The 15564-nt window shown below is 35.1% G+C and carries 20 protein-coding genes; 4 read left to right on the forward strand and 16 right to left on the reverse strand.

Translation table 11 applies throughout. The annotated features are described in order from the left end of the window. The 5 genes from ABI657_RS16855 to ABI657_RS16875 all read right to left on the reverse strand — a co-directional run. Positions 1-1158, reverse strand: a 1158-nt coding sequence (locus ABI657_RS16855; protein WP_348098436.1) for a SprB repeat-containing protein, incomplete at its 3' end; no start/stop codon positions are given. A gap of 16 nt (positions 1159-1174) precedes the next feature. Continuing rightward, positions 1175-1780, reverse strand: coding sequence for a tail fiber protein (locus tag ABI657_RS16860; RefSeq protein WP_348098437.1), 606 nt, complete (start codon positions 1778-1780; stop codon positions 1175-1177). 99 nt (positions 1781-1879) lie between these two features. Further along, positions 1880-2425, reverse strand: coding sequence for a tail fiber protein (locus ABI657_RS16865; RefSeq protein ID WP_348098438.1), 546 nt, complete (start codon positions 2423-2425; stop codon positions 1880-1882). 96 nt (positions 2426-2521) lie between these two features. Continuing rightward, positions 2522-3136 (reverse strand): tail fiber protein, encoded by a 615-nt coding sequence (locus tag ABI657_RS16870; protein WP_348098439.1) that lies wholly within the window; start codon positions 3134-3136, stop codon positions 2522-2524. Between the two features lie 48 nt (positions 3137-3184). After that, positions 3185-3439, reverse strand: coding sequence for an SBBP repeat-containing protein (locus tag ABI657_RS16875; RefSeq protein ID WP_348098440.1), 255 nt, complete (start codon positions 3437-3439; stop codon positions 3185-3187). 234 nt (positions 3440-3673) lie between these two features. On the opposite strand from ABI657_RS16875, the gene ABI657_RS16880 reads away from it, so the two are divergent. Then, positions 3674-4738: a serine hydrolase gene (locus tag ABI657_RS16880; protein WP_348098441.1), complete on the forward strand. Its 1065-nt coding sequence runs from the start codon at positions 3674-3676 to the stop codon at positions 4736-4738. A 55-nt stretch (positions 4739-4793) separates the two neighbouring features. Here the strand turns inward: ABI657_RS16880 and ABI657_RS16885 are convergent, their stop codons facing one another. The 11 genes from ABI657_RS16885 to ABI657_RS16935 all read right to left on the reverse strand — a co-directional run bounded on the left by ABI657_RS16885 (position 4794) and on the right by ABI657_RS16935 (position 13077). Continuing rightward, positions 4794-4955, reverse strand: a complete 162-nt coding sequence (locus tag ABI657_RS16885) for a hypothetical protein (protein ID WP_348098442.1) — start codon at positions 4953-4955, stop codon at positions 4794-4796. Between the two features lie 237 nt (positions 4956-5192). Beyond that, positions 5193-6146, reverse strand: coding sequence for a signal recognition particle-docking protein FtsY (ftsY, locus tag ABI657_RS16890; RefSeq protein ID WP_348098443.1), 954 nt, complete (start codon positions 6144-6146; stop codon positions 5193-5195). 167 nt (positions 6147-6313) lie between these two features. Then, positions 6314-6466 (reverse strand): DUF4295 domain-containing protein, encoded by a 153-nt coding sequence (locus ABI657_RS16895; protein WP_007805819.1) that lies wholly within the window; start codon positions 6464-6466, stop codon positions 6314-6316. A gap of 68 nt (positions 6467-6534) precedes the next feature. Next, the gene (gene rpmG / locus ABI657_RS16900; protein WP_017495179.1) at positions 6535-6717 is read right to left on the reverse strand and encodes a 50S ribosomal protein L33; all 183 of its coding nucleotides are present in this window, start codon (positions 6715-6717) and stop codon (positions 6535-6537) included. A 27-nt stretch (positions 6718-6744) separates the two neighbouring features. Then, positions 6745-6981 (reverse strand): 50S ribosomal protein L28, encoded by a 237-nt coding sequence (rpmB, locus tag ABI657_RS16905; RefSeq protein WP_007805815.1) that lies wholly within the window; start codon positions 6979-6981, stop codon positions 6745-6747. Between the two features lie 71 nt (positions 6982-7052). Then, positions 7053-8306, reverse strand: coding sequence for a CinA family nicotinamide mononucleotide deamidase-related protein (locus tag ABI657_RS16910; protein ID WP_348098444.1), 1254 nt, complete (start codon positions 8304-8306; stop codon positions 7053-7055). Between the two features lie 210 nt (positions 8307-8516). Next, positions 8517-8861: a histidine kinase gene (locus tag ABI657_RS16915; RefSeq protein ID WP_348098445.1), complete on the reverse strand. Its 345-nt coding sequence runs from the start codon at positions 8859-8861 to the stop codon at positions 8517-8519. Continuing rightward, positions 8861-9472 carry a fumarylacetoacetate hydrolase family protein gene (locus ABI657_RS16920; protein ID WP_348098446.1) on the reverse strand — a complete coding sequence of 204 codons (612 nt, stop codon included), beginning with the start codon at positions 9470-9472 and terminating at the stop codon, positions 8861-8863. The genes ABI657_RS16915 and ABI657_RS16920 overlap by 1 nt, the downstream gene beginning before the upstream one ends. A 62-nt stretch (positions 9473-9534) precedes the next feature. After that, on the reverse strand, positions 9535-10305 hold the full coding sequence (locus ABI657_RS16925; protein ID WP_348098447.1) for a 3'-5' exonuclease: 771 nt from the start codon (positions 10303-10305) through the stop codon (positions 9535-9537). A gap of 213 nt (positions 10306-10518) precedes the next feature. Further along, positions 10519-11829, reverse strand: coding sequence for a dihydrolipoamide acetyltransferase family protein (locus ABI657_RS16930; RefSeq protein ID WP_348098448.1), 1311 nt, complete (start codon positions 11827-11829; stop codon positions 10519-10521). 84 nt (positions 11830-11913) lie between these two features. Next, positions 11914-13077 (reverse strand): glycosyltransferase family 2 protein, encoded by a 1164-nt coding sequence (locus ABI657_RS16935; RefSeq protein WP_348098449.1) that lies wholly within the window; start codon positions 13075-13077, stop codon positions 11914-11916. A 147-nt stretch (positions 13078-13224) separates the two neighbouring features. Between ABI657_RS16935 and ABI657_RS16940 the strand changes: the two genes are divergently transcribed. The 3 genes from ABI657_RS16940 to ABI657_RS16950 form a co-directional block, all read left to right on the forward strand. Next, positions 13225-13383: a hypothetical protein gene (locus ABI657_RS16940; RefSeq protein WP_348098450.1), complete on the forward strand. Its 159-nt coding sequence runs from the start codon at positions 13225-13227 to the stop codon at positions 13381-13383. A 206-nt stretch (positions 13384-13589) separates the two neighbouring features. After that, positions 13590-14552 carry a T9SS C-terminal target domain-containing protein gene (locus ABI657_RS16945; RefSeq protein ID WP_348098451.1) on the forward strand — a complete coding sequence of 321 codons (963 nt, stop codon included), beginning with the start codon at positions 13590-13592 and terminating at the stop codon, positions 14550-14552. 48 nt (positions 14553-14600) lie between these two features. Then, on the forward strand, positions 14601-15564 hold a 964-nt coding region (locus ABI657_RS16950; RefSeq protein WP_348098452.1), incomplete at its 3' end, for an ATP-binding cassette domain-containing protein.

Here is a 15564-nt window from a genome sequence, read left to right on the forward strand (position 1 = left end):
TCCGTTGCTGCCCCCATTGCAAGATACATTACTCACAATCGTTGTTCCTGTAATTGCTTCTGGTTCGTTAATGGTAAAATTTTTGGTTAGTTCTGTCAGCTCGGAATCTTTAATTAAACAACTATAATTTCCTGCAGTTAATCCTGAAAAAATTGCGTCTGTTCCGCCACCAGGTGTCCACAAATAAGTGTAAGAACCAACTCCTCCCGAAACATTGACTTTTAATACGCCATTAGAACCACCATTGCAAGAAACATCAGTTTTAGACTGTGTAGCTGTTAATGCTGCTGTGGTCGTAAAACTAGCCAAAGCACCATAACTAGTACCTGCACCGTTGGTAGCAAAAGCTCTGTAATATATGAGTGTCGTAGCGGGTAAGCCACTTAATGTACTACTAAAAATTCCTGTACCAGTACCTGATGTCACGGTATTATTAGCAGTAGTAGGATTGGTTGTTGTTGCCCAGACTATACCTCGAGCATCTACTGTAGCACCACCGTCTGCAGTTACATTACCCCCAGCAATTGCCTTGGTTGCCCCAATAGAGGTGGCTGGCGAGGTGGTAGTAACAGTTGGAGTCACAATTTTTTGCCATTTCCAGGCGTCCAAAGCAAGAGTTTCATATGTACTGCCTGTAGTCGATATTACCAGTTCGTCGATAGCTATATTGGCATTGTTTTCTCCGCCAAATACTGTCATATCTATTAGAGTAAAGCCATTCATTGAATTTAAATCGGTATTAAAAGAACTTGAAGAGACTGTAAATTGAGTAATACCAGATAATTTACCCGTTAAAACACAATTTCCTGATCCTGGGGATAAATCTTCACGGAGTGCTAATAGGTAAAAAGATTTTAACAAAAAGCCTGTCGCACTTTTAATTGTAAATCCTGCTGGAACACCAATTAAAGCTTGATTTGTATTGTCAATACTTTTCAGGTCGGGAGCAGTACCATCCCAGCCGTAAATCCCGTCAATTGTACTATAATCAAATATAGAAAACGTGCCTCCAGATTGACTGCTTATACTAAAAGCTTGACCATTATCTGTAAAAGTAGTAGCCCCAGCAGTTTCTGTCTCGAAGGTTTCGGTGGTCTGACCAAAGATACTTGTTACCGAGACAAGAAGCATCATAAGAAATAAGTATTTTTTTTTCATTTTATGTTGGGTTAGATTAAGGACGAGATGGAAAAATTCCCTCTACAGCGATGATGTAATTTAAAACCAGATAAGGTTGCATAATGTTTACAGGAGTTGGATTTTGACTGCCAAAAACAGAAGTAGCTCCAGAATTTAAGTTTACATCCGCAGGTAACTCATTATAAGAGAAACCCTTTATATCGAGTCCTGTTGCTTGCACAATAGGGTTAGATAAGTGCGAAGCCGCAACGGGAATCTGGCTAGTTGCATCGGCTTTGTTTACCGTAAAATTTTCGTCGTGGCTGTGGCTTGGTATATTTTGTGCTGTTAGGGTTACAGTTTCTGTTCCTTTTAGTGTTCCTTGTGCATTATTGGTTGCTACACCCGTCAGGGCACGACCCTGATAATTGGGCAAGGCAAAGGTATTTATACCATCACCACCATAAGTAGTACCCAACAACGCATACAAAACTTCATTGTTAGAAATTGGTAATAATTGTCCATTACAAATAGCAAAACCTTGGGGTGCATAATTAAAGCCACACAGCTTAATTTCTCCCAAAATCTGCTCTCCATTTTGAGCAAAAAGGGTGTTGGATAGTGCTAGGAACAGCAAACTGGTAAAATATATTTTTTTCATATTTTTATATTTATTGTCTTTTAAAAGGCATATTAATTGGCATAGCACCATTGGTATTTCGCCCAATTTACGGTTATGCTCATTTCATTTAATAATTAATTAGTTTCGTGAAGGATACATACCATAGACACAAATAGCATATTGCGACGCGATAACGGGCTGCACTATACTTATTGCTGTGGGTGTTAATTCTCCCGTAGCTGATGTTTTCATGGCTTTTAAAGGTGTCGTAGTGGTGGTGGTAGCATATTTAAGCACGGTTCTATCTCCCGTACTAACAACTTGTTTGGATACTGCCAAAGCCGATGCCGAGGTTGGTGTGGACGTGGTAGCAACAGCAGTGCTTACCCTAAGGTTTGCCGTGTGGGTATGGGATGGAAGATTATCAGCAACCAAAACTATATCTGCCGCCTGCCCTACTGTTTGTCCTTGTATGCGATTTGTTAAACCAATTCCTTGGCCAACGCCAACAACCATACGTTCGCGCAAATCGGGTAAAGCAAAAGTTCGTATGCCATCGCCTCCATATGTAGTACCAAGCAAAGAAAACAAGGCATTATTTTGAGAAATAGGTAGTAATTGCCCTTCGCAGGCTAACCAGTTTTTGGGTACATAACCAAAAGCAAAGGCTCTAACCTCGCCCATAAAGGCATACTGAGCAAAGGTTGGCCTGGCAAAAAACATCGTAATTAAAAAGAGTAGTGTTTTAATTTTCATAATCTAGATTTTTCAGTTAAACTATTATTGACGTGGAGGCCATGAACCCGTCAAGGCGATACAATATACAAGTGGCATACTTGGTTTTACAATACTTATTGGGCTAGACCCTGCATTGCCTACACTAGATGTTGTTATGCTTTGCAATGTAACATCGGGTGTTGCTGTATTATAATTTAGATTTTGTCGTAAAGCTCTACCAGACAAAGAGCCTGCAGTAGCCAAAGACGATGTGGCTGTTGGTGCTGCCAAGGTTGCATTTTGGCTGTTTACCTGTATTTGGGAGGTATGACTATGCTCGGGAATATTGCCCGTTTGCAATACAACAGATTGTGACCCGCCTTTATCTCCAACCGCATAATTCGTATTACTAACACTTGTTCCCTGCCCAATTGGCACACGACCCCGCAAATCGGGCAAAGCAAAAGTATTTACACCATCGCCTCCAAACTGAATGCCAAGAAGTGAAAAGAGTGCCGTGTTTGATCGAATAGCCATCAATTGCCCATTGCATTGTGCCCAGCCTTTTGGCTCGAAACCTTCGGCAAATATTTTTATTTCGCCAATAAAATACTCCTGCGAGAAAACTGGCTTGGCTAATAAAACCAAAATTAATGTAAGAAATAGTGTTCTTTTCATAGAGATTTAATTTAATAGTTAAAAGATAAGAATATCAGTATTGCTGTTTTAAAGTGTTTTTTCAAAAGAAAAACAGAATTTACCTGTTGTATAAACATTCCCTGCAGTATCTACAACAATGCTTCTAGAATAATCAACACCAGTACCACACATTTTTTTTGCCCAAGCCAGTTTGGGGTTTTGGGCTTGCGATTGTGCAGCATTAAATAGTATATACCATAAGAGAAGTAAGATTGTTTTTGTACAATGGTTATTATTGTTAATAAAACAATAAGTGAGCTTTGAAGGTGATTTTTGTTTCATAGAATTTACATTTATTTTGTGAATAAAGGTATACTAACGTAAACTTGAATAATACAGGGGGAAACCCTTGAATTTAAGTAGACTTTTTTTAATTTATACAGTTACTTTTAACAATTCATAAAATACAGAAAGTAATATTACACCTATCACAAACAAGATTAGAGATAAAATAATTTAAACACATTAAACTATTTTACATATTTTTGATCAAACTCCAAACCAAAAACCTAAACCATGACCAAAACTATTTGTAAAATCCTGATGGTGTTATTCTTCGTAAGTTGCAGTAAAGATGACAACACTTCTGAAACTAACCCAACTCAAACCATGTACTTTCCACCACTAACAGGAAGTACTTGGGAAACAACATCGATTTCAGATTTAAAATGGAATCAAAATGCGGTACAGCCACTTTTGGATTACTTAGAACTCAAACACTCTAAATCGTTTATCATCTTAGTAAACGGCAGAATCGTTATGGAAAACTACTTCAACGGACATACTGCATCTACAAACTGGTATTGGGCGAGCGCCGGAAAAACATTAACATCAACAGTTACAGGAATTGCCCAACAGGAAAATCTTTTAAACATCAACAACAAAGTCTCGCAATATATTGGTACAGGCTGGACAAGCGAAGCTCTAGGAAAAGAAAATCTAATTACCTGCAGACATTTACTTACCATGACTTCCGGACTTGATGACAGTAAAGATGATGTTGATCCCGCAAATCTCATTTACAAGGCAGACGCAGGAACGCGTTGGGCGTATCATAATGTCTATGTAAAACTGCAGGATGTTGTTGCACAGGCTAGTGGACAAACCTGGGAGAATTATTTCAATACTAAATTAAGGGATAAAATTGGAATGAATGGCAATTGGGTGCAGCTTGGCGTAAATAGCGTTTACACCAGTACGTCAAGAAGTATGGCGCGCTTTGGACTTTTGATGCTTAACAAAGGAAAGTGGGATAACAACATAATTTTAAATGAAACTTATTTTAATGAAGCCACAACAACTTCACAAAATATCAATTTAGGATATGGCTATTTATGGTGGTTAAACGGAAAAACAAATTATCATTTACCGCAATCACAGCTTACTTTTCAGGGAAGCATAATTCCAACTGCACCAAACGATATGTTTATGGCTTTGGGCAAAAATGATCAAAAAATATATGTGGTTCCAAGCAAAAATATGGTCATAATCAGAATGGGGGACGCAGCTGATGATGTCAACTTGGCATTATCTGATTTTGATAAAACTTTATGGGAGAAAATTAGCGCTTTATATCAATAGCTTATTACTTGATTTAGGTCAGATAATTTTTAAAAAAAACTGGCCTAAATTAAGTTTAGATTAATTTCCAGCCTTTACTTTTTAAAAACTTTTTACAATTGCTGCAAAAGCCTGTTTCCTGATCGAAAGGATTTCTTTTCTTTGCATCCCTCATCAAACAGCTTTTTATTTTGCAATTAGGTAATCCGGCTGTATGTCCCAGTTCATGCAATACCAATTTATAGAACTATTCGTTTTTATGAAACTACAAAATTATGAATCCCAAATTACCTTTTGGTACGCAATCTGGCCATGATTCCCATAAAAAAGAAAACTACTCCCAGAACTAGTAAAATATAATAGAAGTTTAAACTATTATCTCTTAAAACATTGGCTAAAACAAAACAGATAACGCTGACAAAATAAAAAACAACAGGTGATGTATTTTTAAAAGAAGAAAAACTCATTATAATTTTTATTTAAAGAAACTGTCTACAAACTCATATTTATTAAAGACCTGCAAATCCTCAATTCCTTCTCCAATACCTATGTATTTTACAGGAATCTGGAATTGGTCTGAAATACCAATAACAACACCGCCTTTTGCAGTTCCGTCTAGTTTAGTTACGGCAAGAGAAGTAACCTCAGTGGCAGCAGTAAATTGTTTGGCCTGCTCAAAAGCATTTTGACCGGTAGAACCATCCAAAACCAAAAGTACATCATGAGGCGCATCAGCAACGACTTTCTGCATCACACGTTTTACTTTTGTAAGCTCATTCATCAAATTGATTTTATTGTGCAGTCGTCCAGCTGTGTCAATAATCACAATATCTGCATTTTGAGCTACAGCAGATTGCAGGGTATCAAAAGCTACAGAAGCGGGATCACTCCCCATATCCTGCCTTACTATAGGAACACCTACTCGGTCTGCCCAAACTTGTAACTGATCAATTGCTGCAGCACGAAACGTATCAGCAGCACCCAAAACTACTTTATAACCTGCTTTCTTAAACTGATATGCCAGTTTACCAATAGTAGTGGTTTTTCCAACTCCATTCACCCCTACAACCATTAAAACATATGGCTTCTTATCTTTCGGAATATCAAATTCCGTTGCTTCACCCCTATTTGTTTCAGATAATAAAGCGCCTATTTCATCACGAAGTATTTGATTTAATTCTTCCGTTCCTAAATATTTGTCTTCGGCTACCCGTTTTTCAATTCGGGTAATGATTTTAAGAGTCGTATTGACCCCAACATCTGAGGCTACCAGAATTTCTTCCAGATTATCCAAAACATCGTCATCGACTTTAGATTTTCCGGCAACGGCTTTGCTTAATTTGGAGAAAAAAGTAGTTTTTGATTGTTCAAGACCTTTGTCTAAAGTCTCTTTTTTATCGGTAGAAAATAATTTTTTAAAAAAACTCATTTTTTTTGTAGATTATTAGATTGTTAGACTCCTTATGTATTAATCAATCCAAAGTCTGTAAGCTTAAAGATGCTAAATAATAAGGATACTCTAATTTTTAGACAAATATAAAAATAAAAAAGCTACTTTCGGAGTGAAAGTAGCTTTTCTATATAATGTGATTGTTATTATTTCTTTTTCAAGAAAGTATCAACTTCTTCAGGAGCCATAATAGATTCTACGAATGTATATGCACCAGTTTTAGGAGATTTCACCATTTTGATGGCTTTTGATAATCTCTTAGAAGATGTTTGTAACGATGCTACGGTTTTCTTTGCCATGATTCAAATGTTATTGAAATTAATAAAAAACAAATGTTGCCATCTGAGATTTACCAAACCTCTAATTATTACTTAATTTCTTTGTGAACAGTTACTCTTTTTAAGATTGGATTAAATTTCTTAATCTCTAATCTGTCCGGAGTATTTTTTTTGTTCTTTGTTGTGATGTATCTTGAAGTCCCTGCAACACCACTAGTCTTGTGCTCAGTACATTCTAAAATTACCTGGATTCTATTACCTTTCTTTGCCATCTTGCTATATATTTATTTAGGAAAAGATTATTTGATAAATCCTTCTGACTGCGCTTTTTTCAAAACTGCAGAAATTCCATTTTTATTAATTGTTTTTATCGTAGATGCTGCTACTCTAAGAGTAATCCATCTATCTTCTTCTGGAAGATAAAAACGCTTTTTAACTAAGTTTACAGAAAATTTTCTCTTAGTTTTGTTCATAGCGTGAGAAACGTTATTTCCTACCATCGCTCTTTTACCTGTAAGGTCACAAACTCTTGACATTATACTTATCTTTTATCGTTATTCAAAATCAGGGTGCAAAGAAAAGAAAAATAAACGATTGAAGCAAAAAATTAATGCACATTTTTTAAAATTTCTTTCTGTAATATTTCCAGACTCTTAATTGTGGCTCTATCTATCACTTTCTCACGGGGTTGTCCGAAATTAAATTCTTCTACAATTACATCAGTTGGTGTTGCCAACGCTATAAAAACTGTACCAATTTCGGCATGTGAATCTCCTTTTGTGGGTCCGGCGTTACCCGTTGTCGCGATTGCATAGTCTGTTTTGAGTATCTGTTTCACATTCAAAGCCATAGCCGAAGCTACTTGTGCGCTTACCACCGAATATTGGTCGATTAAATCCTGCGAAACCCCCAGCACATTCACTTTTGCTTCAGTCGCATAAGAAACGACGCTTCCCTTAAAATACTTTGACGCCCCTGGAACTGCTGACAAAATTGAAGCAATACTTCCTCCGGTAAAACTTTCTGCTGTCGAAATAGTTTTTTTTTGTCTCGCAAGTATTTTTCCGATAACAGCTTCTATCGTTTCATCATCTTCAAAACCAACAATAATGTCGTGAATAATAGCATCCAAAGACTGAACATTAGCTTCGATAGCAGCTTCTAATTCTTCTTTGTTTATTCCTCTTGCCGATAATCGCAAACGCACTCTTCCGGGACTTGGCAAATAGGCCAGTTTAATGAAATGCGGCAGATTATTCTCCCAATCCTCGATACGTTCCGCAACTAAGCTTTCACCTTGTCCGTACGTCAAAATGGTTTTATGAATAATATACGGGCGTTTGTATTCGCGGACTATTTTTGGGATTATTTGCTTTTCTACCAAATATTTCATTTCAAAAGGAACTCCGGGAAGGGAAATAAAAACGGTATTTTCTTTTTTCATCCACATGCCCGGCGCGGTACCAAATTCATTATGAAGTATCGTACACGTTGACGGAACGAGCGCCTGATCTTTATTCATTTGGGTAATCGGACGCTTGAAATACCCCTCAATCAAATGTGTTACATGGGCTAAAACTTGTTCATTAACCACCAGTTCATCATTAAAATAATCACAAAATGTTTTTTTTGTCACATCATCTTTTGTTGGGCCTAAACCACCGGTAACTACAACAATATCAACGTTATTCTGCAACTTTGCAAAAGTATCCAGGATATGGTTTTTATCATCGCTGATAGAAATCATTTCAGTAATTTCAATTCCGATCCGGTCTAATGATTTTGCTATAAAACCTGAATTAGTATCTACAATCTGTCCAATTAAAATTTCATCTCCAATTGTAATGATAGTTGCTTTCATGTAAGTTGTTTTTACTTATATTTTGATAAGTGAGTTAAAGTTAAAACGGAGTTATACAGAAACAGTTTGCGTGAGGGACAGCAACGGCATCCTTTTGTGACAAATTAAACAGCCCGATTAACGAAATTTTCCGGAACAAAAGATATAGTGGATGGCCCGACCTGATTTTTGACCCCTTTAAAAGGGCAGAAATCAGGTCACGTCCAAAAATTATAAATCAAAATCCTTATTAATTTCTTTAACTGCGTCGTTTACCTGTTTTTTTATACTTCTGAAAGTTTCGATAATTTCTTTTTTCTTTCCTCCTGATTTTGCCCAGGCTTCTACCTGAAGAATCTCTTCAAAGGCAACATTCAGTCCCATTAAATCTAATGTAGGCTTGATTTTATGAGCGTATGAATAAGCATGTTTATGGTCTTTTTTCTTGATACCTTCCTTTACCTGGCGTAAATCTTCCGGAATTTCTGTGACAAATAATTTTAGAATCTGATTAACAAACTCACTATCATTGTCTGAAAGTGCATATACTTTTGATAAGTTGTAGTTTAAAGCCATTATTTTACTTGTATTCTAAATAATTTTTTATCTTCCAAAAAGCCTTCTAAAACATCATTTGGCTTCACTGCTGCGACTCCGGCAGGTGTGCCTGTAAAAATAATATCACCTATTTTTAATGTAAAATATTGTGACACAAAAGAAACAAGTTCATCGATATTCCAAAGCATAAAACCAGTATTGCCTTTTTGAACCGTTTGCCCGTTGCTGGTCATTTCAAAAGTAAGGTTTTCCATGGAATGAAAAAGTGTTTTTTCGACAAAATCACCAATAACTGCCGAACCGTCAAAAGCTTTGGCTTTTTCCCACGGCAAACCTTTTTCTTTTAACTTCGTCTGTAGGTCACGAGCCGTAAAATCAATTCCTACACTAATTTCGTCATAATATTTATGTGCAAATTTAGTCTCGATATACTTCCCGACTTTATTTATCTTAATTATAACCTCCAATTCATGGTGAATATCCTCTGAAAATTCAGGAATTACAAACGGATGCTGTTTCAACAAAACAGCCGAATCAGGCTTCATAAAAACCACTGGTTCCGTTGGCCTTTCATTTTTTAATTCTTCAATGTGATTGGTGTAATTTCTACCGATACAGATTATTTTCATATGTGTAGTTGTTGGTTGTTAGTTGTTGGTTGTTAGCTAAAACTAGCACCCACACTACCAACTTACTTTGTATTTAACTTTCTTAATTTTATGGCTGTCAATACTTTTTTGGTATACAATGGAAAATCAGCATTTTGAATCCAGCTGAAATATCCGGGTTCTGTTTCCAGAATTTTATCAACTTTTGCTCCTTTGTGTTTTCCGAAAGTAAAAATTTCTTCATTGTCTTTATCAAACGCGATCATACCCGCAAAATCAGCAATTTTTTTTCTTGTAGTAAATTCAGACAATGACTTTACATCATTTTCCAATTCTGGATAACGGTCTAGTTGGGCTTTTAAAATTTCATAAGTTGCCATTGTATCGGCTTCTGCTGAATGTGCATTTTCAAGACTCTTACCACAATAAAATTTAAGAGCCGCACTTAAGGTTCGTTCTTCCATTTTATGAAAAATAGTCTGAACATCTACAGAAACTTTGTTTTTCATATCAAAATCGACACCGGCACGAAGCAGTTCTTCTGCCAATAGCGGAATATCAAAGCGATCCGAATTGAATCCGGCCAGATCGCTGTCTTTAATCATATTATGGACTTGTGGCGCCAATTCTGTAAAAGTAGGTTCGTTAGCCACTTTTTCATCGGTAATACCATGAACTGCTGTTGTCTGAGGAGGAATTGGAATAGTAGGATTTACTAACCAGGTTTTACTTTCCTTATTTCCGTTGGGAAAAACTTTAAATATCGAGATTTCAACAATACGATCTTTTCCGATATCAATCCCTGTGGTTTCTAAATCGAAAAAGCACATAGGCCTGCTAAGCTTGAGTTCCATTTTTTTGTTTTTGAATTTACAAATGTAATTTTTAAAGCCGAAATTCTATATCAATTAAGGAACTTTTTATTTAAAAATTCCTTATAATTAATGATTTTAACTTTTTAAATGCACTTCTAAAAAATTAAACTTTAATTTAGATAAATTATTCCTATAAAACAAAAAACCCGACAAATTAAATTTGTCGGGCTAAGTATATTTACTGACTGATGATTAGAAATCCCTGTCAACATCAAAGGCTTCCAAATATTCCGCTACACGTTTTACAAAGCTTCCCCCTAATGCTCCATCCACTACTCTGTGGTCATAAGAATGTGATAAAAACATTTTTTGACGAATACCGATGAAGTCCCCTTCCGGTGTTTCGATAACGGCAGGGACTTTGCGAATTGCGCCTAATGCTAAAATTCCAACTTGCGGCTGATTGATAATCGGCGTTCCAAAAACGCTCCCAAAAGTTCCTACGTTTGTAACGGTATAAGTTCCGCCTTGTGTATCGTCCGGTTTTAATTTTCCTGCTTTTGCGCGATTTCCTAAATCGTTAACCGCTTTTGCCATTCCAACAAGATTTAACTGATCTGCATTTTTAATAACAGGAACAATTAAGTTTCCATTTGGTAAGGCAGCAGCCATTCCTAAGTTTATATTTTTCTTTTTAATGATATAATCACCTTCAACCGAAATGTTGATTCCCGGATAATCCTTTATTGCTTTTGCAACGGCTTCCATAAAAATTGGAGTATAGGTTAATTTTTCACCTTCTCTTTTTTCAAAAGCTGTTTTTACCCTGTCTCTCCATTTTACAATATTCGTAACATCCACTTCAATAAAGGATTGTACGTGTGCAGAGGTCTGAACTGAAGCTGTCATATAACCTGAAATCAGCTTACGCATTCTGTCCATTTCAATAATTTCATCTCCGCCATTTACAGAAACCGGAGCTGATTGCTGGCTTTTTTGAATTACCGGTTCAACGGTTTTTAACGTAACTGTTTCCGTCTGGGAAGTATTGACGTCTGATTTTCGCTCATCAACATATTTAAGAATATCTTCTTTTGTTACCCTTCCTTCTTTTCCTGTACCAGAAATATTTTCCAATTCAGCAATAGAAATCCCTTCTTCTTTAGCAATATTTTTAACTAATGGAGAAAAGAATTTATCTGAATTAGAGAAATCCTGAGGAGTTGAAACAATTTCCTGTGCAGTTTCAATAGTTTTTTCTATTTCAGCAGCTTCTGTAGGAATTGATACTTCTTCAATCACAGTTGCTGCTGTCGTATCAATTTCAGTTTCAATAATTGCTATTGTTTGTCCTACCTGAACCAGGTCATCTTTACCAAATAATTGCTCAATCAGAATACCCGACACTTCACTTGGCACCTCACTGTCAACTTTATCTGTTGCTATTTCAAGTACAGCTTCATCAGCTTCAATTTTGTCTCCAACTTCTTTCAACCAATTTGTGATAGTTGCTTCAGCTACGCTTTCTCCCATTTTAGGAAGCTTTAATTCAAATCTTGCCATATTGTTAATCTAAAAGGTGATTTCGATTTTAAGATTGCGAAATTAATGAATATTTTAAACATAAATTATACAAAACATAATTTATTACTCAATTTTTACAATTTGGCCCCTGTCATTTCTAGAATCACTTCCGATTATAAAATTGGCGTTTTTGGGTAAAATTTTAAAAGTAATACTCTTATCTTTAAGAGTTTCAAAGATTTCAACACATTTTTTGAATGAAATATAGTGATTATCTAAAATAATCTCTATTCTTTTATCTCTAAAAACGAGGGACGAATTTACCATTTTTTCTTTTTTTATATGACATAACTCTACTTTATTTTTTAAAATAAAACACAATTTATCGCACAAAATAGAATTTTCAGAATATAAAATATATTTTTCAGCAGCGTGTTTTTGCTTCTGTTTACCCTGAAACATTTTTATAAATGAAAAAATAAATATGCCAATTTTAATAAAAACAAAGAAGAATAATGATTTCTCAAAATGTTTCTGATAAAAAAACTCCATGGCTTCCTGAAAGCGCTTCATGTATTTTTCATCTTTTAGAGTACTTTCCCCTTTATAATGAACAACCGCAGTTTCAGGAAAATAATAATTATGTTTTCCTTTTTTCAAAACCCTGTAAGACAAATCGATGTCATCAGAATACATAAAACAATTTTCATCAAAACCACCTGTTTCTATGTATAGATTTCTTTCCATAACCATAAAAGCACCGACCAAAACAGCCACTTTGCCTGTTTCATTCTCATTTAAATGTTGTGCATAATACCGATTGAAAAGTTGATGATGAGGAAAAAGTTTATAGAGTCCAAAAATCTTGGTAAACGCAACCCATGGTGTTGGTACTCCTCGTTTGCTTTCCGGCAGAAAATTGCCGGTTCCGTCAATAAGTTTACAGCCTATAATTCCAAGATCAGTCTGGTTTTCGGCGAAAGCCAGAACTTTAGAGAAAGTATCTTCGGCTACTACTGTATCCGGATTAAGTATACAAATATATTTTCCTTTTGCATGAGCAACCCCTACATTATTGCCTTTCGGAAAACCCAAGTTTTCTTTATTTATAATAAGTTTCACCTCAGGAAACCGTTGCTGCATCATTAAAACACTATCATCATCAGAATGGTTATCAATCACAATAATTTCAGCTTCCATATCTGCAATGGCATTTTGAACACTCAAAACACATTGTTCCAAAAAGTAACGCACATTATAATTAAGAATAACTACTGATAATTGCATGTAAATCTGTTAAATAAAAATTAGAAAATTCTGCCACTAATAATGAATAGCTTAGTTGAGACCTATTAAGTTTTCAAAATTAATTTTATTTTACTTATTAGCCTTGAAAATTAATTTTATCTCGTGTAAAAAAGCAAATTTGATTTAATGAGAAAAAATGAAAACACGTCTTATGATTCACCAATACATACTGTCATAGCAGTTCTTTTTACAGCTTCGGGTTTTATTTGCAAATTCAATTTCGTCAACTGTCATACAATTTCAAGAGCATTATTGGAAGTAAAATCAGTTATTACTCAAAATTAACATTTTATAAAAATCGTAATTCCACGAAAAGCATCAATAGAAATAATTCTTTGATTATATGATTTTTCTTTAATTTTCATGATTTGTTACGGAATTAAGCAATAACAAATATAAAATAAAGCCCGACAAATCAAAGATTGAAAACAGATTTGAATACTGTTTTCATATAAAACTTTACTTTTGATAAAATTGATTTCCAACCAATCATGAAAAGACTCTTTTTATTTTATTTTTTTGGAATTATTTCAACGTATGCACAAATTACAGGCTGTACAGATCCTAATTCTGAAAATTACAATCCAAATGCTACTATAAATAACGGAAGTTGTCTGTATAAGAATTTCAAAATAAAACCAAAATATTCCATTAGACTCAGTGATTCCATTAGGGAAACTTCAGGATTAATTGCGTTTGACAATTTGTTATGGACACACAATGACGATCATGACACGACGCTTTACGGACTGGATACTTTAGGAAAGATCCAAAAAAAGATTGTTGTAGACAAAGTAATTAATCATGACTGGGAAGAAATTTCGCAGGACAGTACTCATTTATATATAGGTGACTTTGGAAATAATACAACAGGAAACAGAACCGATTTACATATTTTGAAGATTGAAAAAAAATCATTTTTAGAAGGCAGCCCAATTATAGAAACCATTTCCTTTTCGTATTCGGATCAGGTAGATTTCGGTTCAAAACACAATACAACCAATTTTGACTGCGAAGCGTTTATCGTTTCCAAAGACAGCATTTATCTGTTTACCAAGCAATGGAAAACGTCTAAAACTTCTATCTACTCATTACCCAACCAATCCGGGAATCATGTTGCCCAATTTAAAGAAACCTTAGACACGAAAGGCCTTGTAACCGGAGCGACTTATGTGGAATCTAAAAGTCTGATTGCCCTTTGTGGATATTCAAAAAAAGGAAAACCATTTTTATATTTTTTATATGATCTTAAAAACCATGATTTTCTTTCCGGTAATAAACGCCGAATTACGCTCCCCTTTTCTTTTCTTCAGGCTGAAGGGATTGCTACAAAAAATGGTTCCGATTATTATTTGACGAACGAGGCTCTGATTCGGAAACCTGTTCTGAATGTTCCGCAGCAAATTCATTATTTGGATTTAAGTAAAATATTGAATTCCTATCTCCATAAATAATTCGCAAATAGGAATATAATAGCTTACTTTTGCAAAAAAATTACTCTTGTGAATTACTTATCTGTAGAAAACATATCAAAGTCATTTGGTGAAAGAACACTTTTTGATAACATCTCTTTCGGAATCAACAAAGACCAAAAAATAGCTTTTATTGCCAAAAATGGTTCCGGAAAAACAACCATTATGAGCATTATCAATGGTTTGGATGAACCAGATACCGGTCAGGTTGTTTTAAGAAAAGGCATCAGAATGGCTTTTCTTTCGCAAGACAACCAATTACAGGAAGAATTAACTATCGAAGAAAGCATTTTTGCATCAGATAACGAGACATTAAAAGTAATCGAAGCTTACGAAAAAGCACTGGAAAATCCGGATGATGAAGAAGCCTACCAAAAAGCTTTTGATGGAATGGACCAGCATAATGCCTGGGATTTCGAAACACAATACAAGCAGATTTTATTCAAATTAAAACTGGAGGATTTTAAACTTAAAGTAAAAAATCTTTCCGGTGGACAGAAAAAACGTCTTTCATTAGCAATAATCCTGATCAATCGTCCTGATTTATTGATTTTGGATGAGCCAACCAACCACCTGGATCTGGAGATGATCGAATGGCTGGAAAGTTATTTTGCTAAAGAAAATATTACGTTGTTTATGGTAACGCACGACCGTTTCTTTTTAGAGCGTGTTTGTAACGAAATCATAGAATTGGACAACGGAAAATTATACCAGTACAAAGGTAATTATTCGTATTATTTAGAGAAAAAAGAAGAAAGAATCACTTCTGAAAATGCAAGTGTTGACAAAGCCAAAAACTTATTCGTAAAAGAATTGGAATGGATGCGCCGCCAGCCGAAAGCGAGAACGACTAAATCGAAATCCCGTCAGGATGATTTTTATGTCATTAAGGAAAAAGCACAAAGCCGTCGTCAGGAAAATAAAGTAGAACTTGAAATTAATATGGAACGTATGGGAAGCAAGATTATCGAGCTTCACAAAATTTCTAAAAAAT

Origin of the sequence: Flavobacterium sp., from assembly GCF_039930565.1 — a bacterium.
Taxonomy (GTDB): Bacteria; Bacteroidota; Bacteroidia; order Flavobacteriales; family Flavobacteriaceae; genus Flavobacterium.